Source organism: Methylosinus sp. KRF6, from assembly GCF_018887255.1.
Classification (GTDB): Bacteria; Pseudomonadota; Alphaproteobacteria; order Rhizobiales; family Beijerinckiaceae; genus Methylosinus; species Methylosinus sporium.
Genome location: NZ_JAHLJF010000001.1, coordinates 4,009,146 through 4,035,326 on the forward strand (window position 1 = coordinate 4,009,146; position 26,181 = coordinate 4,035,326).

Here is a 26,181-nt window from a genome sequence, read left to right on the forward strand (position 1 = left end):
CCACGCACGATCGGACGGCGCCTGCAGTTGCGGATAGAGAAGGCGGGTCGACACGCGCCGGGAGCGGCGCGCCGAGACGTGACTCCATCTGGTGGTCAGATGTCGAGATCGATGCGATAGTCCGACATCCAGAGATTGAGGCCGATGGCCAGCTCGATCGCGATTCGATCCTGGCGCGGCGAGGATGCGCCGACCGGCCGTCGCAGGACCTCATGAACGCGTTGCAGATCGAGAAGAGGTCTGACCGGCGCGGACCCATCGGAGACGATATCGGCCAGCGCGGCGCGCAGCGCCTGTTCGTAGGCAGGATCCTGCGTCGCGGGATAAGGATTCTTGACGCGGTCGAGAATCACATTCGGGAGAATGTCGCTGGCGGCGGCGCGCAATATGCTCTTCTCGCGGCCATCGAAAGTCTTCATCTCCCAGGGAATATTGAAAGCGTAATCGACCAGGCGATGATCGCAGAACGGCACGCGAACCTCGAGGCCCACCGCCATGCTCATGCGGTCCTTGCGGTCCAGCATGATCTGTATACAACGGGTCGCATGAACGTAGACCTCCTGCCGCATGCGGCGGTTTACCGGACTCTCCCCCGGCAGGGCCGGAGTTTCCGCCAACGCCTGAGCATAGCTGTCTCGACGGAAGCCCGGCAGGTCCAACCGCTCCACGAGCCCGCGGTCGAGCAGCGCGCTGCCGTCGAAGAACTTGCCGGTCACGGATGTCAGCCAACCGAAGGTGTTTTCTTTCAGAGAGTCCGGGTCGTGAAACCACCGATAGCCGCCGAAGATTTCATCTGCCGCCTCGCCGGACAGGGCCACTGTGGATCGCCGGCGCACCGCTTCGAACAGCCGATAGAGAGATGGCCACATATCTCCCCAAAAAGACGGAGGCTGATCGAGGCTTCGCACGATCGCCGTTCGTAAAGCGGGATCGGCCATCGTGCGGCTGTCGAGCACGATCTCGTCGTGGCGGGAGCGAATCCGATCGACCAGGGCGCGCACGAAAGGCGTGTCCGATCCGAGATTGAAGGCGTTCTCGACGAACTCCGACCCATGATCCTCGAAGTCGAGGGAAAACGAGCGGATGTTCTCCTTTCCCTGCTCCAGAAGATGCTTCGACGCCAGCGCCGTGATGATCGAGGAGTCGAGCCCGCCCGACAGCAGGCTGCACAGCGGCACGTCGGCCACGATCTGTTTCTCGACGATGTCTTCGAGCAAGTCGCGAGTGTAACGGATCGTACGTTCGAGGTTATGCTCGTGTGGATGCGCCTCCAGCCGCCAATACCGCCTTTTCTTCAGTCCGGCCCGACTGACGATGACGAGCTCTCCAGGGAGAACTTCATTCATGCCGGCGAATATCGCACGGCCCGGCGTCTTCACCATGTCCAGGATCTCACGCAATCCGTCCGCAGTGACCTTCCGTCCGGCGTCGGGATGGGCGAGGATCGCCTTCGGCTCCGAGCCGAACAAGACGCCTTCGCTCGTCTGCGAGTAAAAGAGCGGCTTCACGCCCATCCGGTCCCGAACGAGCAGGAGCTTTTGAGCGGCCACGTCCCAGATGGCGAAGGCGTACATGCCGTTCAGCCTCTCGGCGAACTGCTCGCCCCATTCCAGATAGGCGCGGAGGACGACCTCCGTGTCGCTGCGAGTCTCGAAGACATGCCCTCGCGAACGCAGCTCGTCACGCAATTCCACGAAGTTGTAGACCTCGCCGGTATAGGAGATGACGGCGGCGGCGCCTGCGTTGTTCTGCGCCGCCATAGGTTGGCGACCACCTTCCAGATCGATGATCGCGAGACGCCTGTGCCCCAATCCGACAGGCCCGTCGATCCAGAGGCCTTCGGCGTCGGGACCTCGCAGCGCCATAGTGTCTGTCATACGTTGCAGGATATGGCGCTGTTCCGCCAAGTTCTGGTCGTAGGCGACCCAACCAGCGATTCCGCACATATTGGCCTCCATTTTGATAACTGAACTAGAATTTCGAGAATTAGTTTCGAATTCTGTTTCTTGCGAAACATCAATTCATCCGTCCAGGAAGATATTAATTTTTAAATAGCATAGAACGTAGCTATCCGCTAAATGATATAATTTTGCCGCCTTATCAGAGATGATCATAAATGGCAGCCGTATATTCATAAATGTATCATATTTTGAAAATTGCTCCTTCCCCTAGCGCGAAGCAACGTGCCTCTTTTTCGCTTCTCATTTGCTGCATGGGGCAAAAATAGAAAGCTGGATAAGGCCGGATCGGCGGTAGCGCGCGGCCAGCCGCCCCAGTCGTGATTCATCTATCGACGGGAGGGCGCCGCTACCGCCCTCGGAACAGCCGCTGCGCCGTCACGTAGAACACGGGCGTGAAGACCAAGCCGAAGAACGTCACGCCCAACATGCCGAAGAAGACGGTCGTGCCCAGAGTCTGCCGCATTTCCGCGCCGGCGCCAGCGGCGAGGAGGAGAGGCACGACGCCGAGGATGAACGCCATGGAGGTCATCAATATGGGCCGCAGACGCAGGCGCGCCGCCTGCACGACCGCCTCGGCGCTGGTCGCTCCCTGTTCTTCCGCCCGCCGCGCAAACTCGACGATCAAAATAGCGTTCTTGGCGGCGAGCCCGACGAGTACGGTGAATCCGATCTGCGCCAATATGTCCACATTCATCGACCGAAGGAGAAGGCCGGTCACCGCTGCAAGCAAACACATCGGCACAATCAGCACAACGGCGAGCGGCAGGCGCCAGCTCTCGTATTGCGCTGCGAGCACGAGGAACACGAGCAGGATAGCCGCTCCAAAAATCGGGAGGGTCGTATTGCCCGCCGTCTTCTGTTGATAGGACAGATCTGTCCACTCGAAGCCGATCCCCGGAGGCAAGCGCTCTGCGGCGAGTCGCTCCATTGCCTCCAAGCCGTAGCTCGATGCGAATCCTGGCGCTATTCCTCCCTGGATCTCGGCTGCGGGATAAAGATTGTAGCGCGGCACTCGGTAGGGCTCGGATGTCTGTCTCAACTTCACCAATGCGCCGAGCGGGACCATGTCGCCAGAGGCGTTGCGCGTCCTGAGACGCGAAATGTCGTCCATCGTTTTCCGGAAGCGTCCGTCGGCCTGCGCCATGACCTGATAGGTGCGGCCGAGATAGTTGAAGTCGTTGATATAGGCGGAGCCGAGATAGATCTGCATCGCCTCGAAAACGAGCTCGGGCGCGACGCCCAGCTTTTGCGCCCGCTCGCGATCGACATCAGCGTCGATGCTCGGCGTGCTGGTCGTGAACGACGTGAACAGCTGCGTCAGACCGGGCCGAAGCATGGCATGAGCGACGAGATCCTGCGCCGCGGCTTCGAGGGCGCGGGGGCCGAGGCCTTTGCGATCCTCCAGCATCATTCGGAAACCGCCCGCTGTCCCGAGGCCGGGCACGGGCGCCGGCGAGATCAGTATGATCGAAGCCTCCTGAATACCAGCGAGCGCCTTGCTGATCCGGTCGAACATCAGCGCGGCAGTCTCGCCGTTTCGAGCACGCTCCTCGAAGGAGGCCATGTTCACGAAGATGGTGCCGGCGTTCGAGGCGTTGGTGAATGTGGCGGCGTCGAAGCCCGCGAAAGCATTCGTATTCGCGACGCCGGAAACATGCTCGAGCCGAGCGGCGGCCTCACGGATGACCGCATCGGTTCGACTGACGGAAGCGCCCGACGGCAATGTGACGACTCCAATGAAGTAGCCGAGATCCTGATCGGGAATGAAGCCGGTGGGCGCACGGGCGAGTTGAAAGGCCGTCAGAGCGATCAGCCCTGTATATGCGGCGAGCAGAGCCGGCGCCGCCTGCAGAAGTCGGCGGACGATGCGGCCATAGGCTCTGGACAGCCACTCGAAGAGCGTGTTGAAGAGTTCGAAGAACACAGTGATAGGTTCGCGCCGCGCGGCTCTTCCCTCGTCGCGTTCGGCAGGCCGAAAGAGCAGAGCGCAAAGCGCGGGACACAGAGTCAGAGACACGAAGGCGGAGATCAGAGTCGAGGCGGCGATGGTGACTGCAAATTGTCGAAAAAACTGGCCGGATATTCCGGAGATGAAAGCGGAGGGCGCGAAGACCGCGCAGAGCGTCAAGGCGATAGCGACGAGCGCTCCGCCAATCTCGTCCATGGTGCGATGGGCGGCCTCGCGCGGGGATAGTCCGTCATGCAGATTGCGCTCGACATTCTCCACCACGACAATCGCGTCGTCGACGACGATGCCGACGGCCAGAACGATTCCGAACAGCGAGAGATTGTTGAGCGTCATCCCGAACGCCGATAGCGCGATGCATCCGCCGACGAGCGAGATGGGGACGGCGATGATCGGCACGATCGAGGCGCGCCACGTCTGCAGGAAAAGGACGACGACCACCACCACGATGACGATCGCCTCGGGAACGGTGCGCATCGACTCGCGAACAGACTGCGCGATGAATGTCGTCAAATCGTAGGAAATGCGATAGCTGAGGCCTGCCGGAAACTGCAGCGCCATTTCTCGCATCGTGCTCTTCACGCGCTCCGCCATTGCGAGCGCATTGCCGCCGGGCTGGAGATAAATCAAAATTAGAACATCGCTGCGTCCGTCGAGCCAGCCGTTCGCGCCGAAATTCTGGTCGCCGATCTCGACCCGGCCGACGTCCCGCAATCGCGTCACCCGACCCAGAGGATCGGATTTGAGCAATATGTCGGCGAATTGCCTCGGCTCCGTCAGGCGTCCGAGGGTCTTTATGTTGAGCTGAAAGGCTCCGGGCGAAGGCGCCGGCGGCTGGTTCAGGACGCCTGCCGAGACCTGCGTGTTCTGCGCCTGCAAGGCGGCGACGATCTCCCCTGCCGTCAGATTGCGCGCCGCCGCCTTGTCGGGATCGATCCACACGCGCATGGCATAGTCGTGGTTTCCGAACACGACTGCATCGCCGACGCCCTCGAGCCGCGACAGCGCATCCCTCAGATTCAAAGTCGCATAGCTCGCCATGTAGAGCTGGTCGCGAGACCCATCCGGAGACAGAAGAGAGATCGCCATCATCAGATTGGGCGAACTCTTCTTTACGGCGACGCCGAGTCGCTGCACGACGAGCGGAAGACGGGGAAGCGCGATGGCGACGCGATTTTGCGTCAACACCTGGGCTTTGTCGAGATCCGCGCCGAGGCGGAAGGTGACCGTGATGACGAGATTGCCGTCGCCCGTCGATTGGCTCGATAAATAGAGCATGTTTTCGACGCCGTTGATCTGCTGCTCGAGCGGCGTCGCCACCGTCTTGCTGACGACCTCGGCGGACGCTCCTGGATAGGTCGCCGTGACCTGGATCGTCGGAGGCGCGATTTCAGGATATTGTGCGATCGGCAGCTCTGCGTAGGCGATCGAGCCGAGAATCGTGATGAACAAGCTGACGACGATCGCCAGGATGGGCCGTTCTATGAAAACATGCGGGAAGCGCATGGTTTCAGTTCCGTCCGACGGCCTCGGCCATTCGGCCGGACTGCGCCGTCACCTTGGCGCCCGGGCGCGCGAAAATCAGCCCGTTGATGATCACGCGATCTGCTGGTCCGATCCCTCGCTTGACGATCCGCATACCCTCGATGGACGCGCCGACCTCGACATCCTTCGGCACGACCGTTCCGTCGGCGGAAACAGTCATGAGAAGAGTGTGCGATTGATCGGCCCTCAACGCCGCCTCCGGGACGAGCAGCGTATCGGCTTCCGCGGCGGTTGGCACGCGCAAACGCGCGAATTGGCCCGGAGCGATGAAGGAATCTGCGTTCGGCACGCTGATACGTGCATGGATGACGCCACTCGCTCGATCGAGCTCGTTGTCGAGAAAGTCGAGCCGTCCTCTACGTGTCCATTCCTCCTCGTCGCTGAGCGCAATTCGAACGATTCTGTCGGGTCCCGAATCGGAGTGGAGATGACGCTGATACGCGACATAGTCGGACTCGCTCATATCGAAATCGAGATAGATCGGATCGAGCGACACGACCGTCGTGAGGAGGGTCGTCGCGCCGCCCGATTGCCCGCCGACAACGAGATTGCCGGGAGAAACACGCCGCGTGCTGACACGGCCCGAGATCGGAGACCGGATACGAGTCCATTCGAGGTTCAACTCGCCGGAATGGACGGCCGCCTCGGCTTGCTGAAGCGCGGCTTCCGCCGCTTGCTTTTGCTGCACCCGCTGATCATGCGTCTCCCGCGACACATAATTGCGCTCACTCAGCGCAGAGCTGCGCTCCAGCTCCTTTTTTGCGAGCTCGAGCTGCGCGAGCGCGATGCGACGTTGCGCGTTCGCCTGCTGCAGTTGGATCTCATAGGGCCGCGCATCGATGACGAAAAGCAGATCCCCCTTCTCGACGAGCTGCCCATCGTTGAAATGGATCTCCTTCAGATAGCCGCCGACCTGCGCACGGATCTCGACGCGGTCCACCGCCGAGAACTGGCCGAGGAAATCCGTCCACGGCGCCAATCGCCGCCGGAGCGGAGCGCTGACCGTCACGGTCGGGAGCGTCGCATCGATCGCGGCCGGAGCCTGGGCCCGTGGCGTCTCCAAGTAGAGCGCGAGGCCGCCGCCCGTCGCCAGAACCAGCGAGAGAAAGACAAGCCGGCTCAGGCGGGGCGGCCGGGCGATTCCAGCTCGCTGCGCGCGTCGCCGCACGGCTCCTTCGGGTTGCTTCTCGTCGACATTGGCGGACATTGTCATTCGATTACGCCTCGCCGCGGCCGAGGCTTTCGGGATGCGCGTCCTGGAACGCCGGCAATTGCAGACAGCCCTCCACGATCCGTGAGATCGACGGATAGGCGTTCAATGAAAGGCCGAGTTGTTCTGCGACGACGGCCTGCGGAACGAGCGCGATGTCTGCGATGGTGGGACTGCCTCCGTGACAAAATCGGCCATCTTCGTCAGAAGTGGCGAGATGTGTCTCGAAAGCTCGGAAGCTCACATGCAACCAGTGGAGACGCCACCTCTGAACGGACTGCTCGTCCTGGCCACAATCGACTCGCAAGTGGTGGGCGACGCGCCTCGTGATGAGAGGATGCGTGTCGGAGCCGATGAGTTGAGCCAGCGCTCTAACCCTGGCGCGCGCCAATTGCTCTCTCGGCAGGAGCGGCGGCTCGGGCTTCTTCGCATCGATATATTCGATGATGGCGAGCGACTGGGTGAGGACGGCGCCGTTGTCCTCGAGCGCAGGCAGCAGGCCCTGGGGGTTGACGGAGAGATAGCGCGCGTTGCGTTGTTCGTCCCGCGTCAGGTCATACGACACCGTCTCGTAGCTCAAGCCTTTCAGGTTGAGCGCAATTCGGACACGGAACGACGCCGAGGAACGGCCGTAGGCGTGAAGCTTCATCGCGTTTCCCGATCGATTTGCGTCGCGCATCCACGCAGCCGAAATCTGGCGCGCGCCCCGGGGCGCACTATCGGCTCGCCTCGAGGCGCGCCTTCAGTTGCTGTGGTTGTCGACGGAAGGGCTCGTCTCGATAGGCGTTCCGCGGCAGCTGGCCGCGCGGCCTCGTCCGAATGTCACCGCGCTGAAAGCGGCGAAAATCCAGATGCCGAGACCGCCATAGAGCATGACGAGGCCGAAGCCGTGTTCGAGCGCCCCACGGAGAGCGTCCGCCGGCGCCGCTGTCTCGGCGAGAGCGACGCCGCCAGCGGCGAGCTTCGACGCGAGCGCGCGCAATGTTTGTGGATCGCTGTCGGGAAGCAGATCGCGCAAATGCGACAGAATGCCGTCCTGCAAGACGAGACCCATCACGGCGATATTGATCGCGAGCGTGATCAGCCTGGCGCTCATGTCGATGCCGGAGGCCATGCCCGCACGGGCGCTCGGAACCGAGCCCGTGGTGGTGTTGGTTACCGGCGTGTTGGTCAGTCCCAGCCCGACTCCCGCCATTAGGCTGCCGGGCAGCATGGTCAGCCAGCTGGCCTCCACGGCGCCGCTGCCGAGCTTCATCAGGATGAAGCCGGAACCGATGACGAACAGTCCGGCCGGAATGACGATGCTGGGTTGGTAGCGAAGCGAAAGGCGCTCGCCAACAGGAGGGAGGAGAAGCGTCGGAAGCGTATAGGCGAGAAGCGCGAGGCCCGCCGCGACGGCGTCATAGCCGAGCACATTCTGAAAATATATGGGCAGGTAGATCATGAACGGCCAGAAGCTGAAGTTCATGCCGACGGAGCCGAACAAAGCGCCCGAGAAGGTCCGGATCCGGAACACGGAGAAATCGAACATCGGATGCGGATTACGAATCTCCGCGACGAAGAAAACAACGAGGCTCACCGTCGCCGCTCCGAGAATGCCGAGCGCCGCGCTGCTTCCGAAGCCGAGTTCGGAGCCCTGCGTGATGAAGAAGACCAGTCCGAGCACGGCCAAGGACAGCGTGACGACGCCGATCGAATCGAGCGCCTTCGCCTGCGGGTCCCTGGACTCCTCGACACTGCGGAAAACCAGCAGCAGCGTCACGAGCGTGAGCGGCGCATGAACCAGAAACACCCATTGCCAACCGGCAAGGGCGACGATGCCGCCGCCGATGATCGGTCCAAAGCCGAGACCGACGCCGAATATGATGCCCCAGACGCCAAAGGCTCTGCTTCTTTCTGCTCCTTCACTGAACTGATGCGAGAGAATCGCGATGAGGCAGATCAACATTGCGCCTCCGCCGATTCCCTGAAGAAACCGACCGGCGATCAGGAGCGGAACGCTCTGCGCGAGTCCGCATGCGAGAGACGTCGCGCCGAACAAGACCAGCGAAAGCACGAAGACGCGCTTGCGACCGTAACGGTCGGCCAATGTTCCTGCCGCCATCAGCACAGAGGTGCAGGCGATCGTATAGGCGTTCATGATCCACTGCATATCCCTGAAGTCGCCGCCGAGCGCCGTCTCGAGGAGCGGCAGGATCACCGGGACGCTGGAAATCTCCAGGCCGAACATCAGGGCCGCGAGACAAACGGCCGCAAGAGCTATCCCGTTCTTTCCCGGGAGGAAGAAGGCCATCACATTTTCCTTCCGCGCTTGATTCCGATGGGCGAGGCGCTCGTCGATCGGGAGTGTTCGAAAATACACAACCCAAAGTGCTAATCAGTCGGGTTTACGCCTATTGAGATTGGCATAAAGGAGGCGTATGATAAAAATGATATAATTTCGCGAACTCATGAACGATGGTAATGGATTGATGGCTGTCGACTTCGATCCTACGGTTCTGCGAGCCTTCGTCGCCGTCAGCGAGGCGGGCAGCTTCACGCGCGCCGCGCAAAGGCTCCATCTGACGCAATCGGCGGTCAGTCATCAGATTAGAAAGCTCGAGGATCAGATCGGTCGGCCGCTGCTGTTGCGGACGACGCGTAGCCTGGTCCTGACGGAGGACGGCGGCGATTTTCTGGGTCACGCCAAAGACATTCTCGAACGGCTCGATGCTTTGGCGCTGAGGTTCCGTCCGTCGCCGATCTCCGGAGTCGTCCGTTTCGGCGTGCCCGAGAACTTTATGAGCGAGCGGCTATCACCGCTTCTCGCTCAGTTCGCCCGCGCCTTTCCCGAAGTGCGGCTCGACGTGAATGTGAGCACTTATCTGGACCTGCAAGCGATGGTCAAGAGCAAGCAGCTCGACCTCGCGGTGGCGATGACCATTCCGGGTCACGAGACTCTCGGTGGCGACGGCGCCGAGGCGGTGATTTGGCGGACCGAGTTCGTGTGGGCGGCAACGGACACCTTCACAATTCGGCGCGGCGCCTCCATCCCTATCGCTTTCGCGCCGTCCCCTTGCGTCAATCGGCAGGTGGGCATCCGGGCCTTGGAGGACACGTCCATCGAGTGGCATATCGCTTATACTTCGGCGAGCCAGCAGGGGATTCGCGCCGCAGTGCTCGCTGGCCTCGCCATTACTGTGGTGACGCGCGGGGATATTCAGCCACGCATGAAAGTGGTCGATGGCTCTTACGGCCTGCCGCGCCTGCCACGAGCCGATTTCACGCTCGTCTGGAGCGTCGGCGAGAAGAGCGCGGCCGCCCGGGCGTTCGGGCGTATGATCCTGAGCCAATCTGAAATTCCGCCTGCGCCGGGCGCGGTCGAGCTGCTGGACGAGCCTATGTGACGGAGACCCGCGCCGTCGCTCCGCATTTCGCCACGGCGTCGGAAAGAAGATGGCGGTCATCTGATGGCGCACGCGCGCGAGTTCAGACCTCAATGGGAGAAATAAGCTCACGATATGAATATGTTCAAATTAGATATTACAACGGTTAGAGGATGTTTCGCATGTACCGCGAAATGATGAAGTCCAAGCTACATCGTGTCACAGTAACACACGCCGATGTCGACTATGTCGGTTCCATCACGATCGATCGTGATCTGATGGACATGGTCGATCTGTTGCCGAACGAAAAAGTCGATGTCGTAAACATCGCGAACGGCGCCCGTCTATCGACTTATGTAATCCCGGGGAAGCGCGGCTCTGGAGTTATCGGCATCAATGGCGCGGCCGCGCGGATGGTCTCTCCTGGCGACCTTATTATCGTGATAGGCTATGCGCTCGTTCCCGGCAATGAATTGCCGAGCTTCAAGCCTGCCGTCGTTTTCGTCGACGGCCGAAACCGACCGATGCTGTCGGGCGACGATCCGCTGGCCCTGCCCGAGGACGGCTGCGCCCACGATCTTTCCCGGCCGGCGCTGGCGGAAGAATAATCGAACATCCGCTCTGGCATGGGTTGTGTCGCAAATTTTGTCTACGGAGACAACGCGGGCGTGTGGGAGTGACACGGCCCACGCCGCGAGGGCATAGAACTGCTGGGCTGGATGCAATTCGTCCCTGATCCGCAACTGGTCCTTTCGGATCATGTGCATGAGCTCGATCCCCGAGAGTGTCGCAGCAGCCGATCGGAAATGATTTGAAGCCCAACATGGGCCGCGTCACTCGCTTCACCGCTCGATGGTCCTGTTCGACGATATTATTGAGATATTTGATGCGGCGGATTTCGATATCCGCTTCATGCTCCGCATTGTAGCTTTCGATCGCTGCCGTGTTGGCGTTGCTCTTGTCGATCGTGATCTTCTCCGGCTTGCCATGCTGGCCGATCGCCTTACGCAGGAAACGCAACGCGGCTTTGCGATCCCTCTTGGCGGTCAACAGAAAATCGACTGTCGCGCCTGCCTTGTCGACGGCCCGATAGAGATATTTCCAGCAGCCTTTGACTTTCACGTAGGTCTCATCGAGACGCCAGCTGGATCCGATCGCGCGCTTGCGAGCACGGAACTGTTTCTCCAGCAAAGGCGCATACTCGACGACCCAGCGGTCGAGCGTGGAGTGGTCGACTTCGACGCCTCGCTCTTCCATCATTTCCTCGAGCTGACGATAGCTCATCGGATACGCCACATATCACCGGACGCCCCACAGGATCACGTCGCGTTCAAAATGGCTGCCCTTGAAATCAATCATCGGACAATTCCGCCTGCCCCTCATAGCCCCAACCGACCCGCGAGAAAATTCGCGACAGAGCCCGTCAGCGCATCGTCGGGATCTACGTCGCTTCCGCCCAGGGCGCCGGACGCTTCTACTCCGAAAAGGTAACGGAGGCCCGAACCCTCACCACCAAGCTCGCCAACGAAGCCCGCGACGAGGATCGCGACGTCCCGCCGGCTTCGAGTCCAAGGCCCAGCGCGCTCGCCAGTTCGCCGCCAATCTCGCCATCCAGGCCTACGACCTCCTCGCCGCCGCCGAAGGAGCGGTCGCGGCCTATCTCCAAATCACCGGCGAAGATTGGAAGCCCTACGTCGCCCCCAGCGAGACCGAAAGCGTCGAACGCAAGTCCGCCGCTGCCATATTGGGAGCCTTCGGCTGAGCCAGACAGGCGGGGATCGAAAGATCCCCGCCTCTCGCCCTCTCGAAGTCGGACGAGCCGACGCGAAAAACGCAGACGGACCAAAGGGTCCGAGTTTCATTCGGACCTTGCTGAAGCGCTCTCCGCGCGAGGACCTCCCGGTCGCCGCGCTCAGAGCGCTCCCGCTTTTTGTTCAGCGCCGCCCTGTTCGACCCGCTCCTCTTCCAGCAATTCTAAATCGTCCGCCTTCGAAAGATTCAGCCTGCGATCTGTTTTTCGATTTCGGTGGGCGGCTTGGAGTCGATCAGGATGGTCATGAGGGTCCGCCAGTCTGGAAAGACGGGATAGGCGGTGATTGTTCGAATGTGCTCGAAGAAGCGCTTTCGGGCGCGCTTGGCCTCGCGGGCTTTCACCCACAGGTCTTCGAGGCAGTCGCAGACGGTGTGCCTGGCGAAGGCCAGGAGGTTCATGGCCGCGAACAGCATGGCGAGGCGCTGCTTGCCATGGCCGAAATTATGCTCGAGATGATAGCCGTTGTTCTCGAGAACATTGAAGCTCTCGTTCTCGATCTTCCACCTCGCCCGCGCGCAGGCGAATCTCGGCGACGCTCTCGCGCGTCGCCTCGAGCGAGGTGACGAAGGCGGCGTCATAGTGCTCTTGCCCTTGGCGTCGGCGATGGTGAGCCCGATCCAATCGACGAGGAGGCCTCTTTGCCGTCGCGCAGCGGCGCCTTCGAGAACCAGCGATAGCGGCAGGAGAGCTTCCTGGCGCCCTCCTTGCGGATGATCGTGACCTCCTCGCAGGCCGCGCCCTTCATGAAGTCATACAAGGCCTTGTGAGACTCCGGCCTGGCCGCGAGCAGGAAGTCCGCGCCGCTGGCGCGGCCTTCCTCGAGCGAACGCTGATAGGCGAGGAACGACTCCGACTGCATGAAGAACAAGGAGAAGGCCGACAGGCCGATATCGGCCATCGAATAGTCACCTGCGCCCTTCCGCTTGTCGGGAAAGGCGGCGGAGGCGTCATGCAGCCCGGAGAGGAGGCGGTCGAGAATCAGCACCCCACCTTGAATCAGAAAGCCGAGCCTACGAAAACCGAAAAACGCAACCAGACCAGGGCAATTTAGAATTGCCGTCAGATGTCCCAGCGCCTTGACCGACGACGGGGACCGAGCTTACAAATCAAGCATGGCGTATTGGTTATCCCGGCAGAAACTGGCAGCGAGCGCCCTTATCGGCGCTGTGATTTGCTTGGTCGCTTTGCAGGGTATTATTGCCTCCACACGTAGTGCAGCGGCAGTCCGATTTCATGCACCCGCCTCATTTGCGACTGCAAACTATGAGATTTGCCAAGGCGACTCCGAATCGGATCGAGGTGGGCCTATCCACGAACGCCACACGACCGATCAATGCTGCCTTCTCTGTGGGTCCGGGGGGCGTGACGATCCGCCTGCTTTCCTGTCGCTTCTTGCCGTAGCCTGCGATTTTCTCACTCATCCGACTTCGACCGGCATCGCCCTAGCCTTGGTCGACGACTTCGATCGCAGCCTCGAACCCTGGGCAAACTCTCACCTTGCTCGCGCTCCGCCGCCTCTGTCCTGAACGCGCGTCTCCCTGATCTAGAGCTTGGGAGATCGTTCGAGGCGGGAACCGCTCGGGGCGGCTTCTCGCTTCGCTGTCATTGCGAGTTCGAGGCGCCAGCGGAAGCCCACCCATGTCCAAGTCCAAAAGCCGTTTGATCGGTGAACTCTTCGAGCGCAACAAGCGCGATCTTCTCGGCTGCCTGACGCGGCGCGTGGGCCACGAGGATGCTTTCGATCTTCTACAAGAGACCTTTGTGCGACTCCTTCGGCGTCGCGAGAGCGGGCCGATCGTCGATGAAGACGCCTATCTTCGAACAACGGCGATCAACCTCGCGCGCGACTTCTCCCGTCAGAGCAAGAGCATGGCCAAGCATGTCACACCGGGCGACATTCCGACCGAGATCGCCGAGGCCGGGCTCGATCCGTCACAGATTTTCGAGGCGAAGGAAAGTGTCCGCTTATTCTATGCGTCGTTGAAGAGCTTACCGCCCAAGTGCCGGGAGGTCTTCATCTTACGCCGCTTCCATGATCTCTCGCCGGACGAGATCGCTCATCGGTTGGGCATTTCCCGAAACATGGTTCTCAAACATCTGCGCCTGGCGCTAGAGCGGTGCCACGCGGGGCTCGACTAAAATTTTCCTCGAGACGACCTCCTTTATCAGCATCGACATACGTCCTATTACAATAAGAGGATCAATAGCGGCGGTGCCGCCCAATAAGAGGCAGATTGGCGCGACGTATGGAGGATGATGCTCCCTTTGATCGGGCGAGCCGCCGGACAGCGGCCATCGAATGGTGGACGCGCCTCGACTGTCGAGCCTCGACGCCGCAGGAGCGCGAGGCATTCGTCCTCTGGCTGACGCGTGATCCCGCCAACCGCGAGGCATTCGAGAAGGTTTGCCGTATCTGGGGCGAGCTAGAAGGCCTGCGGCCGCTCATAGGCGAGTTCGAGGTGCGCCCTCCGCGCCGGCTGCGGCACGCTCGCGTCACCGCCGGCCTCGCGGCGCTCGCCTTCGCCCTATTATCCTATGTCTTTTTCGACGACGCTTGGATCTTGCTATGGGCGCAGGCCCGAACCGGCGTGGCGGAAACGAAGGTGCTTCAGCTCACGGACGGGTCGCGGATCGAACTCGGCCCTCGCTCGGCCATCTCGCTGGACTTCGGACAAGGCAAGCGAAACGTGACGCTCTTGAAAGGCGAGGCGTGGTTCGACGTCGCGCCGGACGGCAACAGGCCCTTCTCTGTTCTGGTCGCCCGCGGCTCGGTGACGGCTCTCGGCACCAGTTTCGACATCTCCACTGCAGGGGAGCGAACGGAGGTCACCGTCGTGGAGCATCAGGTGCGCGTCATGGCGGGTGGCCCGGCGATCATCGTCGATGAAGGCGAACAGAGCGCTTTCGGGCCCGACGTCCCCGCGGTCGGGCCATATCGCGTGCAAGTCGACCATGTGACCGCATGGCGGCGCGGAAAGCTGATTTTCGACGACAGGCCGCTCGCCGAAGTGGTCTCGATCCTCAGACATTATATGCGCGGGTACATTTTGATTCTCGATCCCTCGATCCGTGAGAGGCGAGTGAGCGGCGTGTTCGACGCGGCAGAGCCAATGGCCGCAATTTCTGCAATCGAAAAGGCTCTCAGCCTCCGAGCTCTCGATCTCGGCTACCTCGTCGTGCTCACGGGATAAAAAGAAAATTTTTTTGCTCTTAGACCTCCCCGGAGGAGGGGCTGGTTCGTCCTTGTCAAAGTGGGGAGGCGCGAATGTCTGCCGCCACGAGACAAGACAGGACCAAAATAGATGTCGGGTCGGATTCCTAACGGAAGCACGTCAGCGAGGGGTGGGATGATGAGCGCGACGGCCATCGTGACCGCGATGAGCGCTCTCGCATTCACGTCGAATGCCGATCGCGCCGAAGCGCACGCGCAGATGTCGCAGAGAGAAATCGCCGACATCGTGCGCACTTACGACCTTCCGGCTGGACCGATTTCGACGGCGCTCAACAGCGTCGCGGACGCGAGTGGCGTGCGCATCGTCTACGATTCGCGATTGACTCGCTCACATAGAACCGCGGGGCTTTCCGGACCTCATAGCCTCGCCGAGGCGCTCTCAGAAGTGCTGTCGGGAACCGGGCTGAGCTTCGAATTGTCCCCGAACGGAAAGTCTGTGCTGATCGTTCTGGCGCAGGCCACAGGAACGCGCACCGATGCGAACGAGAGCGGCGCGACGCCGCTGCCGGTGATCGACATCGGCGCCGAAACGGATCGCCCGCAAGGAACCGGACGACCAGGACTCGGCCAGGGGCCCGGCGACAGGCGCACCGGCTATAGCGCCGAAAGCGCGCCGACCACATTGAAGTTCGACGCGCCACTGATGAAGACGCCGATCTCGGTCGGCGTTGTAACGCGCCAAGCGATGGACGATCAGCAGGCGATCTCGGTCGGCGACGCGCTTTTCACCAATGTCAGCGGCGTCACGCCCTCGACCGCGCAGCTCGACGTGTTCAAGGTTCGTGGCTTCTTCAACGTGCTCGGCAATATGTACAAGAACGGCCTGATGGAATATCGGGTGCGCAATCTCGACACCAGCAATCTCCAATCGATCGAGGTGCTGAAAGGCCCTGCGGCGATGGAATTCGGCAGAGGCGAGCCGGGCGGCGTCATCGATCTCGTGGTCAAGCGGCCGCTGGCGACGCCATACTACTCCATTCAGGAGCAGGTGACGTCCTATAGCGGCACCCGGACGACGATCGACGCCACCGGGCCGCTGACCGAGGACAAATCGCTGCTGTATCGCGTCAACGGCACTTTTTTTCGCACCGATTCCTATCGAAATTTCGTGACGGACCGAAATTTCTTCGTTGCTCCGACGATCAGCTATCATCCTGTCGAGCAGTTCCGCATCAATGTCGATTTCGAATATCAGAACAGGACCTGGGTCGACGATTATTTCATCCTGCCGGCCGTCGGCGGGGCCCCGGCCAATATTCCCGTCGGCCGCTATCTGTCTTCGGCCTCGCTCATGACCAGCATGCCGGACCACCTTGAGCGCACGCGCATCGCCTATGACATGAGCTACGAATTCCTGCCGGGCTGGAGCCTGACCAATCGGCTCAGCTACACCAGCATGGCGACGAGAAACGTGAACATTGCTCCCTTGGGCTTCGATCAGGCGACCGGCCTACTCAGCCGCTACGCCTTCGTCGTTCCCGGCACGACGGATCGGACCTTCGCGACCAATCTCGATCTGAAAGGCAAATTCGAAACGGGACCGGTCTCCCATTCGATATTGCTGGGGCTCGACGCGCTCAAGAATTATATGCCGATCAATCTCCAATATCAGCCGATACTGAGCACCATCAACATCTACGCGCCGAACTCCTGGCAGATCGAAAATCCTTACAGCAATCCCGTCTACAGCAAGGCCGGCCAGAAATGGACGGGCATTTATGGCCAGGACATGCTCTCCTTCTTCGACGACACGGTTCACGTGCTGCTGGGAGGACGCTTCGATTGGGCGGAGACGAGCACCAACAAGAATCTCAAATCCGCAGTCGGCGCGGAGGCGAGCTATGTGAGCACCTACAACACCGCGTTCAGCCCGCGTGTCGGCTTGGTGTATCAGCCGCAGCCCTGGCTTTCGCTCTACGGCAATTTCACGCAATCTTTCGGCGTGGCCAATTCGACCCGCGTCGGCATTCCGCTCGCACCACAGAAAGGCGAGATGTACGAAGGCGGGCTGAAGGCCGAGCTTCTCGACAAGCGGCTCACCTTGACCATGTCATACTTCGACATTTTCAAGACCAATGTTCCCTATACCGATCCGACCAACGCCAACAACACGCTGCTGATCGGCAAGGCGCGCAGCCAGGGATTCGAATTCGACCTCAAAGGCCGCATAGACGACAATTGGAGCGTCATCGCCAATTACACGCATGATGATGTGCGAACCGTGGAGGGCGCGAGCTCCTACAATCCGCTGACGCTCATCACGACGCAGCTCGCCATCGCCGGCGCCAAGCTGCCGGGCAGTCCGCGCAACTATGGCAATCTCTGGGTGAAATATGAGGCGGATGGCGCATTGCGCGGATTGAGCCTCGGCGGGGGCCTCACGGTCGTCGAGAGCGCGCTCGGCGACAACGCCAACTCCTTCGTCCTGCCCGGATATACGCTGGTCAATGGCATGATCGCCTACAGCACGAAGATCTCCGACTACACCGTGACGGGGCAGCTGAATGTGAAGAACATAGGCAATACGACATATTATCAGACCGCTGCGGATCGCTACACGATCCTGACCGGCGCGCCGCGCACCTTCATGGGCTCGCTGCGCGTCGAGTTCTGAGCGGCACGCGAATATGAGCCGGGCGCGCCGAGAAGCTGCGATATTCGAACGACACGCACGCCCTCGCCGATGACGGGGGCGGACGACTCTTTCGCCGTCCCTGGTCGCCTATGAATTCCCCGTCGATGACGACAATCTGGACATAAAGCGACGCGGCGCCCGCCCGCTCCGCAAAAGCACAGCGTATGTATTAATACGTATATTTTGGAATTTTATTCCGCAAGATGTTTACATCAATAGAATTATATTATATATATGACTCGCTGCATGGTAGACGTTACATGCAGATTACCATCAGCGCTGTGCACAATACATGTATTCGCTGCTGGTTTATTTCAACATTGACGTCTTCAGGAGGAAGCTATGGCTATCAAGATCTCCAAGAAGGAAGTGCTCCCGGTTCTCGGCCGCCTCGGCGCGATGTGCGCTTCGTGCTCGATCTGCGGCCCGAACTGCTGAGTTCGCCGCGCGCCGCCTCCGACACTCACGTCGGGGGCGGCGCATTTTGCGTGGGATCATTCTCGGAGGCGTCTTCGATATGCAGATCGGCTTCAATTTCACGACAAACCCGACGCTCGATATGGTTCAGAGAATGATCCGGGAGCGTCAGATCGATTATTGCGAACTGCTCATCGATAATTTTCTCCATGTTCCTCCGCGCGAGCTGGAGAGCGTTTTCAAATGCCCGCTCGCCTTTCACATCATGTTCTCGCGGTTTCTCGAGAGCGACGTAGAATTTCTCTCCAAATTTGCGAAGCGATTGCGCGAGCTGATCGACGCGCTGAATCCGCTCTACGTCTCGGACCACGTCCTGCGCTTCACGCATGAGGGCCGGCGTCTCTATCATCTCGGCGAAATCGATTACGAGACGGAATACGAGCTCGTCAAGCAACGCGTCTCGCAATGGCAGGACTTGGTCGGACGGCGCCTGTATCTCGAGAACTATCCATCGCTCATGGAAGGCGGATGGGAGGCGCCGGCCTTTTTCGAGCGGCTCACGAAGGAAACCGGCGCAGGCGTTTTGTTCGACGCGTCGAACGCGGTCTGCGCGAAGCGCAATTGTGGCGCGCCGGTCGAGCGCTGGTCGAATGTGATCGAGTCGACCGAGCATTACCATGTCGCCGGCTATGGGCCGTCATTCAGCGCGCCGCATGTCACCGTCGACGCGCACGACCGCGAAATGGCTCCGGACACGATCGAATTCCTCACGTCCATGCGATCGTCCTTCGACAAGCCCGGCGCGACGATGACTTACGAGCGCGACTACAACATCGAATACGATTCGATATCCGTCGATCTGCAGCGTCTGCGCGAGATTTTTTCCAACACTCCGGAGCCCGATCATGCGTCTCTTGTCACCTGCGCCAGCTAGAATCGACGCGGATCTCTTCAAGGATTTGATGAGCCCAGATCGGCTCGCGACCTATCCGCGCGAATCTCGCGCGTTTCTCCGCGTCGACATCAGCATTCGCTCCTATTGGCACGCTTTGTTCGACACGGTCCCGAAATTGCTCGAGCTTTCCGGCCCCGACGGCCAGGCGATCTTTCTGCCTTTCATGGACTGGGCGCGCGAAAACAAGCTCTCCTTCGACTGGACCTTTTTCCTCTGGGTCTACAAATGGCTGACGCAGTCGCAGTTCCACGATCAGCTGAGCGAAGAGCTCATGCTGTCGATGATGTCCGCCTCCGCCTCTCGCTGGCTCGGATATGACCGCGACGTCGATGCTCTCGGCGTCGTGCTCGGCTCGACGGCGCTCGACGGCGCGGTCGTTGGATGGAAGATGAACAGCGTTTATTGCCGCCTCGAGCAGGTGGAGCGCTTGACCTTCGAGGAGCCGCTGCCGCCGCCCGACGATTTCTTCGGCTATTTCATGACGCCGAGCTTCGAGCTCGACCATTTCCCCGGCTGGCGGCCGCTCCCGCTATGATCGAGAAAGGCTTCTGGCGCGGCTATTGGCCCTTGCTGATCAGCCTCGGCGCCGTGCAGATTTCCCAGCAGCTGGACATCGTCATGTTGCGGCCGGCGGGAAGCGAGGCGCAGAGCGCGTATGCGCTGCTCGCGCGTCTGGCGATGATCGATACGGCGCTGATGACGGCGGTCGGGGCAGTCGCCTCGACCACCGTCGCGCAGAAGCGGCGCACGACCGACGTATCCGCGCTCGATGGCGCGCTGCTCCTTTCGCTGCTCTCCGGAATCGCCTGCGCAGCCGGAGCCTTCGTCCTCTATCCCGGCGTCGCGACGCTGGCGGCGGGAGACGGCCCGGTCTCCACGCTGATTGCGGCGGGAATCGGCCTCTACGCGGTCACGACGCCGCTGCGCTTCCTCGTCAACAGCTCGGTCCTCATGCTCCATGCGCTGAACGACGGCGCCGCAGTCGTGCGCTGGAAAGTGATCGAGCTCGCCCTGAAATTCGTCGGCAATCTCCTCTTTATCGATTATCTCGGGGGCGGCTTCTCCGGGTGTTTCGCGAGTGGCCTTCTCGTCGCGTCGATCTCGGCCGCCTGGTGCTGGCGCGCGCTGGCCGCGCATCGCGAAACGCCGCTGCGCCTGCCGACTCTATCTTTTGCCACCGGCTTTTTTCGCTCCGCCGCCTGGGAAGCGCAGCGGACTCTGGCCATCCATCTCGCCATCTTTGCCGGCGTCGCGCTCTTTGCGACTCCATCGCTCGGACATTACGAGCTCGCACGCTTGAGCGCCTATGCGACGGGTCAGACGCTGATGCTCGCGATCATCGCGCCGCTGTTGGCTCTGACGCGCTTCCTCTCCTTCCGATTGGCGCGTCTCGACGCCGCCGATGTCGCCCCTTTCGCGCGCGATCTGTGGCTTCGCGGAGCGCCGATCGCCTGTCTCGCGGCTCTGGCTCTGTTCGCGAGCCGCGATCCACTAGGAAATCTATATGGGCAGGCGGGCCCATGGTGGTCATCGATGATCGCAGCGATCGCCGTCTCATTGCCGATTCGGCATTCCGCCAATGTGGCGAGAGCCGGGCTCTTCGCCCGTGGCGCCTTCGCCGTGGTCGCGATCACGGACAGCGTCGCGCTCTGGTCCTGCGGCGTTCCCCTTCTCGCGTTGGGGCTGCTCGTCGATGCGCCAGAGGTCGCCTATTTGTCGCTCATCGTTCCCGAAGCCGCTTGCGCGCAGCGCTTTTGGCGCAGTCTGCCGCTGGCGCCGCCGCATCGCGCGTCGGGGAACTTGGCGCACTGAAAATTCTCTCGGCTACCACGCTCGGCCGTCCTTCGAAAAAGAAAGCAGAACAAGCAAGCGACGAGAGGCTAGAGGACCATGACGATTGAACATGTGCCAGTCCTGATCTCCGGCGCAGGCTATGCGGGCCTGACGGCCGCGTTGATGCTATCGCTGCGCGGCGTTCCGTGCCTTCTGGCGGAGCGTCGGGGCGCCTTGTCCGATCATCCGAGGGCGCATGGGTTCAGTCTTCGTAGCCTCGAGCTGCTCCGGCAGGCGCCGGGCCTCGAGAAGGATTTGCTGCTCGCTGCACGCGCCGAGCCCGGCGATACGACGATCATGATCGCGGAGACGGTCGGTGGTCCTCCGATCGAGATATTGGCTGCGCCGAACGGCTTCGACACGCGTACATTGTCGCCGGCTCCATTGTGCAGCGCCGGCCAGGATCGGGCCGAGCCGGTGCTGCTCCGGCATGCTCGCGCTCATGGAGCCGATATCCGCTTTTCGACCGAACTACTGAGCTTCTCGCAAGATGCGGAGAAGGTCCATGCAGTTTTGCGCGACGCAGTGAATGGAAGGCAGAAGACGGTCGTCACTAATTATCTCATCGCCGCTGATGGAAGCAGCAGCCCTGTCCGCACGTCGCTCGCCGTAGACATGAAAGGACGAAGCGGTGTCTCCCACGCCATTTCTATTCTTTTCAAGGCCGATCTCTCGGCCTCAATGGCCGGCCGCGGCTTTTTCCTCTGCTATCTCCGCAATCGCGAGCTAACGGGGGCCTTCGTCAGCTGCGACGATCCTGACCAGGGCCAGCTCAATGTCGAGTACGATCCCGCCCGTGAAGCGATATCGGATTTCGATGCGGCGCGTTGCATCGCGCTGGTTCGCGCCGCGCTCGGCCAGAGCGATCTCGAGGTCGAAATCCTGAGCGTCCTTCCTTGGCGAATGTCGGCGTTGCTCGCCGATCGAATGAAGATTGGCCGCGTGTTCCTCGCTGGCGACGCCGCGCATATCATGCCCCCCGTCGGCGGCCTTGCTGGCCAAGCCGCCATTCAAGATGCCGCCGATCTCGCTTGGAAAATCTCCATGGTGACGAAAAAGCAGGCCGATCCGACGCTGCTCGACACCTATGAAGACGAGCGGCGTCCCGTCGCACAGCTTTCGATCGCCCGCGCAATGGAGAATTACGTTCGTCGGCTACGCCAAGATCGCGACGATCTCGGCGAAGCATTTGGCCGCGTGAGCTATCTCGATGTCGCCATGAGCTACCGCTATCGATCACGGGCCATTTCCGTCGAGGAGCCAGACGACGGCCTCCCTGCGGACGACACGCTGCATCCGAGCGGAAAGCCCGGCTCCCGTCTCGCCCATGTCCCGCTCATTCGCGATGGCGTCGAAATCTCAACGCATGATCTCGTCGGCCGCGGCTTCGCGCTGTTGGCCGGACCGGCAGGCTCATCCTGGGTCGAGGCGGCAAAAATTCTCGCACAAACTCATGGTGTGGCGACGACGGCATTCGGCATCGGCGTCGATCTTAGCGACCCAACCGGAACCTTTCTGGAGCGCACCGGACTCGAGCCAGCAGGAGCGTTGCTTCTCCGCCCAGACGGATTCATCGCATGGCGGTCACTTGGAGCAAGCGGAGATACGGAGCAAGCGCTGAGGCGGGCTTACGCGCGCGCGCTCTGCCTTGACCGAAGCCAATTGCGGATCCGCTCTGTCGCAGAACCCAGTTTGCCGACGCCGTCCTGTGAGACAAGCACGACACTCATGCAGTGAGAGAGCGATGCCGACCCCATTCTCCCATATAGTGAATTGCCAAGCCCTTCATTTCCGCTGCCCAGCCCGATGGGTGCGTCCGGCGCTCGTCGCAAGTTTAGGTATCGCAGCAATTACCGTCCCTGGAGACGGTCTGCTCGCGGCGGAGTCGATGAACCCCAGAAACGAGCAGCTTTCAGGAGAGGAAAGTAAGGGTGAAGCGAGCCTTGTCCAACTCCTGTCGAGCTGGCAAGCGTGTTTCACGCAGGAGAAGGTGACGAAAAGGAACGCCGACACGATCGTGGCCGCATGCGATCACGCGGCAACCTTCTCGATTGTGCATCCGACGGAGCGCAAAAGGATCGCCTATCGGCGCGCAAAAGTCCTTCAAGCCGCAGACGAAGCTCGCGCACCCGATCCGGAGAAGCAATGACCGCTTCGGTGCGAGCGCGGCTCCAAAAAAATCTCACCTTCGACTTTATCATTCGGCTATAGGTCGAATGAAGCCAAATGTCGATCGACAGCTGGCCAGGAGCAGGGCTCCGAATTCGGGTTAACGGCGGGCCGTGCTGTGCATGCCGTAGGAGAAATCGACGAAGCCGCCGCGCGTCTTCGAGGGATCGCGCATATAGATGTTGATGACGCCGCCAGAGGCGCCGATATGCGGGCTGTCGAGATCGGGCGAGCCTTGCGCGATCGAGATCTGCTCTATGTTCTCGCTGTCGACATATTCCTGCGGGTAGAGCGCGTAATTGCCGGAGTCGTTGACCGGCATGCCCTCGATGGTGAGGCCCAGCTGATCGCTGTTGTAGCCGCGGATACGTATGTTGCCGCCATTGAGGCCGGAGTTGTCGGTGCTGGTGATGACGACGCCCGGCAGGAGATTGATCATCTGATAGGGATTGGCCGTCGGCGACATTTTGGCGATGGCGTCGCGCGTCACGGTCGAGCGCGTCTTCACCGCTTCTTCCTCGATCATATAGCCGCCGCCCAAATCCTGGCGGTTGACGCCGTCCGGCGCCGGCGCGCTTGCGCTGTTGCCATAGATGTCGACGCGGCCGAAGTCGGTCGGCGCCGCGGTGAGACCGCTTTGCGAACGGCTGTCATGCGCGGGCTTTTGTGGCTCCTGCGCCGATTGCGCCAAAACGAGGGTCGGCGTCGAGGCGCCGGCGAGCAGGGCGAGCGTGAGGACACGGAACTTCATCGGGGAGACCTCTGTTACGAACTATCTCGGGTGGAAGACGACGACGCCGCTGAGCGCGCCGCCGCCGGCCGCGGAGGCGCAGGCGACGGCGCGAGAACGCGCGGCGGAATCGAGGATCGCAGAGCCGGAGCTGCTGGTGACGGAAGCCGAGCCGCCCGAGATCGCTATGCCGACGGAGCCCGAAGGCTTTTGCAGCCGCGCGTCCTTGGAGGTCGGATAGGGCGCGCCGGTGAGACAGGCGCCGAAGGCGGAGACATTGCCGGTCGGCTTTCGGCGTCGGCTTTTCGGGCTTTTGCGGTTTTGGCTGCGCGGCTACGGGCGCGGGCGCATCGCTCGGTGGCGTCTCCTCGAGCGGCTGCGGCTGCGGCGCATCAATGGGCGTCTCTTGAAGCGGCTCCGGCGAACGCGGCTCGGACGCCTCCGCCTCGACCGGCAGATCGAGCGCGATCTCCATCGTCTGCGCGCCGGGATCGGCCGGCGAGACGCGATTTGTCTCAGGCGCCATCGTCAGCGACAAAACGAGCAGCGTCAGCGCGCCGGCGAGTCCGGCGGCGTTGCTCGCGACATCGAGCCTGTCCATCGCCGGTCTGGCCCGCACTATTGCGGCCTCGTGACGATGGAGGCGCTCGCGACCTTCGCCGACTTGAGCGCGTCCAGGACGGAGACGAGACTCTGAAGTCCCGCGCCCTCGTCGCCGCTGATGACGACGGCGAGCGGCTTGTCCTCGCTCGCGAGGCCGCGCAGGCGTTCGGGGAGTTCGGCGAGCGAGATCGGCTTGCCGTCGATATAGGTATCGCCGGCGCGATCGATGCCGATCGTCACGCGTGTGCGCTCGACGACCTTGTCTGGATGTGCAGAGGTCGGCGGCGTGACTTTGAGCCCGAGCGCCGGAAGCACATTGATGCTGATCAGCACGAAGAAGACCAGCAGGAACATCATCACGTCGATCATAGGAATGATTTCGATGCGCGCGTGTCTTTCGCGGCGCGCTGGCCAGTTCCGCATCTGCTGCACGTCCAGTTCGAGACCATTTATCCGTTTCTCGACGGCAATAACTTTTTTTGGGAATGTTGTTCCTTTGCGCCAACGGTGTGCTACGCACTCCCCTCTTCTCTCCGCCCTTATCTGAAGATGCATCGGGCGGCGCTGAATCTATGAGGGGCGGTCTTTGTTCTCCCATGGTGATTCCGACGGAAGGCGCCCCCCTAAAACGAGATGAAGGCGCCCCCCATAACGGAATGATGGCGCCCCCCGATTACGAGATGATCGCGCCCCCCTGTAACGGAATGATCCCGCCCGGGTGATTTCGTGCAGTGACGGGCTCCGTCGTTGGCCTGATCAGATCGCTCCTTTGGCAATCCAAGGGGAGCGGTCCATGCCAGCGGAGCGGATTACGATGCGCCATGCGCGCGAGATTATTCGGCTGAAGTCCACATCGGTTTCGGCGCACGAAATTTCCCGGCGTCTCGACATGCCGCGCTCGACGGTGCGGGCGACGATCGAGCGCGCGGAGAGCGCCGGACTGTCCTGGCCGCTGCCGGAGGGAATGAACGACGACGGGCTGGCGGAGGCGCTCTACGCCGCCCGGCGCAGCAAACGGGGCCATCGGCGGGCCGAGGAGCCAGACTGGGCGGGCGTACATCGCGAGTTGAAGCGCAAGCACGTCACCCTGACGATTTTGTGGGACGAATATATCGCGGCCAATCCGGGCGGCTACAGCTATTCGCGTTTTTGTGAGCTCTATCGCGCATTCGAAAAGACGCTGTCGGTCACGATGCGGCAGACGCACGCCGCCGGCGAGCGGCTGTTCGTCGATTACGCCGGCGACGGCGTCCCGGTCGTCATCGACAGGCTCACCGGCGAGCTTCGCATGGCGCAGATATTCGTCGCCGTACTCGGCGCGTCGAGCCTCACTTTCGCCAAGGCGAGCTGGACGCAGGCGCTCCCCGATTGGATCGACGCCCATGTGAGCGCGCTCGAGGCCGTGGGCGGCGTCCCGCAGCTCATCGTGCCGGACAACGCCAAGACGGCGATCGTCAAGGCTTGCTTTTACGACCCGCAGGTCAATCGCACCTACGCCGACATGGCGGCGCATTACGGCGCGGCGCTGTTGCCGGCGCGGCCGAGAAAGCCGCGCGACAAGGCGAAGGTCGAATCTGCGGTGCTGATCGTCGAGCGCTGGCTGCTCGGCAGGCTGCGCCGCCGGACCTTCTACAGCCTGACGGAGGTCAACGCCGCCATCGTCGGGCTCTGTCGCGAATTTTTCTCGCGGGCCGGTTGGGGCTATGATCGCCGGGCTGGGGCAGGCGGAATAGCGTGATGATCGATT

General features: G+C 61.5%; 21 protein-coding genes and 2 pseudogenes. 13 read left to right on the forward strand and 10 right to left on the reverse strand.

Annotation, left to right across the window (positions count from 1 at the left end; translation table 11 throughout):
• Positions 1–95: 95 nt before the first annotated feature.
• The 5 genes from asnB to KP010_RS18910 form a co-directional block, all read right to left on the reverse strand.
• Positions 96–1,946 (reverse strand): asparagine synthase (glutamine-hydrolyzing), encoded by a 1,851-nt coding sequence (gene asnB, locus KP010_RS18890; RefSeq protein WP_142862845.1) that lies wholly within the window; start codon positions 1,944–1,946, stop codon positions 96–98.
• 361 nt (positions 1,947–2,307) lie between these two features.
• Positions 2,308–5,433, reverse strand: coding sequence for an efflux RND transporter permease subunit (locus KP010_RS18895; RefSeq protein WP_142862846.1), 3,126 nt, complete (start codon positions 5,431–5,433; stop codon positions 2,308–2,310).
• Positions 5,434–5,437: 4 nt separating this feature from the next.
• Positions 5,438–6,685, reverse strand: coding sequence for an efflux RND transporter periplasmic adaptor subunit (locus KP010_RS18900; RefSeq protein WP_246659832.1), 1,248 nt, complete (start codon positions 6,683–6,685; stop codon positions 5,438–5,440).
• Positions 6,686–6,689: 4 nt separating this feature from the next.
• A complete protein-coding gene (maiA, locus tag KP010_RS18905) occupies positions 6,690–7,331 on the reverse strand; it encodes a maleylacetoacetate isomerase (RefSeq protein ID WP_142862847.1) in 642 nt (213 codons plus the stop codon).
• A 93-nt stretch (positions 7,332–7,424) separates the two neighbouring features.
• Entirely contained in the window at positions 7,425–8,975 is a 1,551-nt protein-coding gene (locus KP010_RS18910; protein ID WP_142862848.1) for an MFS transporter, read from the reverse strand.
• A 178-nt stretch (positions 8,976–9,153) separates the two neighbouring features.
• Between KP010_RS18910 and KP010_RS18915 the strand changes: the two genes are divergently transcribed.
• Both KP010_RS18915 and panD read left to right on the forward strand, forming a co-directional pair.
• Positions 9,154–10,068, forward strand: a complete 915-nt coding sequence (locus tag KP010_RS18915; RefSeq protein WP_142862852.1) for a LysR family transcriptional regulator — start codon at positions 9,154–9,156, stop codon at positions 10,066–10,068.
• A gap of 161 nt (positions 10,069–10,229) precedes the next feature.
• Positions 10,230–10,655 (forward strand): aspartate 1-decarboxylase, encoded by a 426-nt coding sequence (gene panD, locus KP010_RS18920; RefSeq protein ID WP_142862849.1) that lies wholly within the window; start codon positions 10,230–10,232, stop codon positions 10,653–10,655.
• A gap of 81 nt (positions 10,656–10,736) precedes the next feature.
• On the opposite strand, the pseudogene KP010_RS18925 reads toward panD, so the two are convergent.
• From KP010_RS18925 to KP010_RS18935, 3 genes and pseudogenes are all read right to left on the reverse strand, one after another.
• Positions 10,737–11,343, reverse strand: a pseudogene (locus tag KP010_RS18925) (IS6 family transposase); the annotation flags it as partial.
• Positions 11,344–12,045: 702 nt separating this feature from the next.
• Entirely contained in the window at positions 12,046–12,273 is a 228-nt protein-coding gene (locus KP010_RS18930; protein ID WP_216281320.1) for a hypothetical protein, read from the reverse strand.
• Between the two features lie 161 nt (positions 12,274–12,434).
• Positions 12,435–12,758, reverse strand: coding sequence for a hypothetical protein (locus KP010_RS18935; protein ID WP_142864357.1), 324 nt, complete (start codon positions 12,756–12,758; stop codon positions 12,435–12,437).
• Between the two features lie 740 nt (positions 12,759–13,498).
• On the opposite strand from KP010_RS18935, the gene KP010_RS18940 reads away from it, so the two are divergent.
• From KP010_RS18940 to KP010_RS18980, 9 genes are all read left to right on the forward strand, one after another.
• The gene (locus KP010_RS18940; protein ID WP_142864356.1) at positions 13,499–13,999 is read left to right on the forward strand and encodes an RNA polymerase sigma factor; all 501 of its coding nucleotides are present in this window, start codon (positions 13,499–13,501) and stop codon (positions 13,997–13,999) included.
• Positions 14,000–14,106: 107 nt separating this feature from the next.
• The gene (locus KP010_RS18945) at positions 14,107–15,051 is read left to right on the forward strand and encodes a FecR domain-containing protein (RefSeq protein ID WP_142864355.1); all 945 of its coding nucleotides are present in this window, start codon (positions 14,107–14,109) and stop codon (positions 15,049–15,051) included.
• Positions 15,052–15,210: 159 nt separating this feature from the next.
• Positions 15,211–17,706 carry a TonB-dependent receptor gene (locus tag KP010_RS18950; RefSeq protein WP_142864360.1) on the forward strand — a complete coding sequence of 832 codons (2,496 nt, stop codon included), beginning with the start codon at positions 15,211–15,213 and terminating at the stop codon, positions 17,704–17,706.
• A gap of 363 nt (positions 17,707–18,069) precedes the next feature.
• The gene (gene mbnA / locus KP010_RS18955) at positions 18,070–18,165 is read left to right on the forward strand and encodes a methanobactin (protein ID WP_142864354.1); all 96 of its coding nucleotides are present in this window, start codon (positions 18,070–18,072) and stop codon (positions 18,163–18,165) included.
• A gap of 79 nt (positions 18,166–18,244) precedes the next feature.
• Positions 18,245–19,078 carry a methanobactin biosynthesis protein MbnB gene (gene mbnB / locus KP010_RS18960; protein WP_142864359.1) on the forward strand — a complete coding sequence of 278 codons (834 nt, stop codon included), beginning with the start codon at positions 18,245–18,247 and terminating at the stop codon, positions 19,076–19,078.
• Entirely contained in the window at positions 19,050–19,634 is a 585-nt protein-coding gene (mbnC, locus tag KP010_RS18965; RefSeq protein ID WP_142864353.1) for a methanobactin biosynthesis protein MbnC, read from the forward strand. Before mbnB ends, mbnC begins: the two co-directional genes overlap by 29 nt.
• Positions 19,631–20,911, forward strand: a complete 1,281-nt coding sequence (mbnM, locus tag KP010_RS18970; protein ID WP_142864352.1) for a multi antimicrobial extrusion protein MatE — start codon at positions 19,631–19,633, stop codon at positions 20,909–20,911. Before mbnC ends, mbnM begins: the two co-directional genes overlap by 4 nt.
• Positions 20,912–20,989: 78 nt before the next feature.
• Complete coding sequence (gene mbnF, locus KP010_RS18975; protein ID WP_142864351.1) at positions 20,990–22,669, forward strand: methanobactin biosynthesis FAD monooxygenase MbnF; 1,680 nt, start codon at positions 20,990–20,992, stop codon at positions 22,667–22,669.
• Positions 22,670–22,820: 151 nt separating this feature from the next.
• A complete protein-coding gene (locus KP010_RS18980) occupies positions 22,821–23,081 on the forward strand; it encodes a hypothetical protein (RefSeq protein ID WP_142864350.1) in 261 nt (86 codons plus the stop codon).
• 120 nt (positions 23,082–23,201) lie between these two features.
• Here KP010_RS18980 and KP010_RS18985 read toward each other — a convergent pair whose 3' ends face one another.
• The gene (locus tag KP010_RS18985; protein ID WP_142864349.1) at positions 23,202–23,852 is read right to left on the reverse strand and encodes a TonB-dependent receptor plug domain-containing protein; all 651 of its coding nucleotides are present in this window, start codon (positions 23,850–23,852) and stop codon (positions 23,202–23,204) included.
• Here KP010_RS18985 and KP010_RS18990 point away from each other — a divergent pair.
• Positions 23,833–24,072, forward strand: coding sequence for a hypothetical protein (locus KP010_RS18990; protein ID WP_142864348.1), 240 nt, complete (start codon positions 23,833–23,835; stop codon positions 24,070–24,072). The two genes, KP010_RS18985 and KP010_RS18990, sit on opposite strands and share 20 nt — an antisense overlap.
• 377 nt (positions 24,073–24,449) lie before the next feature.
• On the opposite strand, the gene KP010_RS18995 is transcribed toward KP010_RS18990, so the two are convergent.
• Positions 24,450–24,857, reverse strand: a complete 408-nt coding sequence (locus KP010_RS18995) for a biopolymer transporter ExbD (protein WP_142864358.1) — start codon at positions 24,855–24,857, stop codon at positions 24,450–24,452.
• Between the two features lie 391 nt (positions 24,858–25,248).
• On the opposite strand from KP010_RS18995, the pseudogene istA reads away from it, so the two are divergent.
• Positions 25,249–26,103: pseudogene (gene istA, locus KP010_RS19000) on the forward strand (IS21 family transposase); the annotation flags it as partial.
• Positions 26,104–26,181 lie beyond the last annotated feature (78 nt).

What these genes read in the sequence shown, in the direction of transcription:
- asnB (WP_142862845.1), bottom strand. Translation starts at nt 1,946, where the DNA reads ATGTGCGGAATCGCTGGTTGGGTCGCCTACGACCAGAACTTGGCGGAA.
- KP010_RS18895 (WP_142862846.1), bottom strand. Translation starts at nt 5,433, where the DNA reads ATGCGCTTCCCGCATGTTTTCATAGAACGGCCCATCCTGGCGATCGTC.
- KP010_RS18900 (WP_246659832.1), bottom strand. Translation starts at nt 6,685, where the DNA reads ATGACAATGTCCGCCAATGTCGACGAGAAGCAACCCGAAGGAGCCGTG.
- maiA (WP_142862847.1), bottom strand. Translation starts at nt 7,331, where the DNA reads ATGAAGCTTCACGCCTACGGCCGTTCCTCGGCGTCGTTCCGTGTCCGA.
- KP010_RS18910 (WP_142862848.1), bottom strand. Translation starts at nt 8,975, where the DNA reads ATGGCCTTCTTCCTCCCGGGAAAGAACGGGATAGCTCTTGCGGCCGTT.
- KP010_RS18915 (WP_142862852.1), top strand. Translation starts at nt 9,154, where the DNA reads ATGGCTGTCGACTTCGATCCTACGGTTCTGCGAGCCTTCGTCGCCGTC.
- panD (WP_142862849.1), top strand. Translation starts at nt 10,230, where the DNA reads ATGTACCGCGAAATGATGAAGTCCAAGCTACATCGTGTCACAGTAACA.
- KP010_RS18930 (WP_216281320.1), bottom strand. Translation starts at nt 12,273, where the DNA reads ATGCTGTTCGCGGCCATGAACCTCCTGGCCTTCGCCAGGCACACCGTC.
- KP010_RS18935 (WP_142864357.1), bottom strand. Translation starts at nt 12,758, where the DNA reads ATGGCCGATATCGGCCTGTCGGCCTTCTCCTTGTTCTTCATGCAGTCG.
- KP010_RS18940 (WP_142864356.1), top strand. Translation starts at nt 13,499, where the DNA reads ATGTCCAAGTCCAAAAGCCGTTTGATCGGTGAACTCTTCGAGCGCAAC.
- KP010_RS18945 (WP_142864355.1), top strand. Translation starts at nt 14,107, where the DNA reads ATGGAGGATGATGCTCCCTTTGATCGGGCGAGCCGCCGGACAGCGGCC.
- KP010_RS18950 (WP_142864360.1), top strand. Translation starts at nt 15,211, where the DNA reads ATGAGCGCGACGGCCATCGTGACCGCGATGAGCGCTCTCGCATTCACG.
- mbnA (WP_142864354.1), top strand. Translation starts at nt 18,070, where the DNA reads ATGGCTATCAAGATCTCCAAGAAGGAAGTGCTCCCGGTTCTCGGCCGC.
- mbnB (WP_142864359.1), top strand. Translation starts at nt 18,245, where the DNA reads ATGCAGATCGGCTTCAATTTCACGACAAACCCGACGCTCGATATGGTT.
- mbnC (WP_142864353.1), top strand. Translation starts at nt 19,050, where the DNA reads ATGCGTCTCTTGTCACCTGCGCCAGCTAGAATCGACGCGGATCTCTTC.
- mbnM (WP_142864352.1), top strand. Translation starts at nt 19,631, where the DNA reads ATGATCGAGAAAGGCTTCTGGCGCGGCTATTGGCCCTTGCTGATCAGC.
- mbnF (WP_142864351.1), top strand. Translation starts at nt 20,990, where the DNA reads ATGACGATTGAACATGTGCCAGTCCTGATCTCCGGCGCAGGCTATGCG.
- KP010_RS18980 (WP_142864350.1), top strand. Translation starts at nt 22,821, where the DNA reads ATGAACCCCAGAAACGAGCAGCTTTCAGGAGAGGAAAGTAAGGGTGAA.
- KP010_RS18985 (WP_142864349.1), bottom strand. Translation starts at nt 23,852, where the DNA reads ATGAAGTTCCGTGTCCTCACGCTCGCCCTGCTCGCCGGCGCCTCGACG.
- KP010_RS18995 (WP_142864358.1), bottom strand. Translation starts at nt 24,857, where the DNA reads ATGCGGAACTGGCCAGCGCGCCGCGAAAGACACGCGCGCATCGAAATC.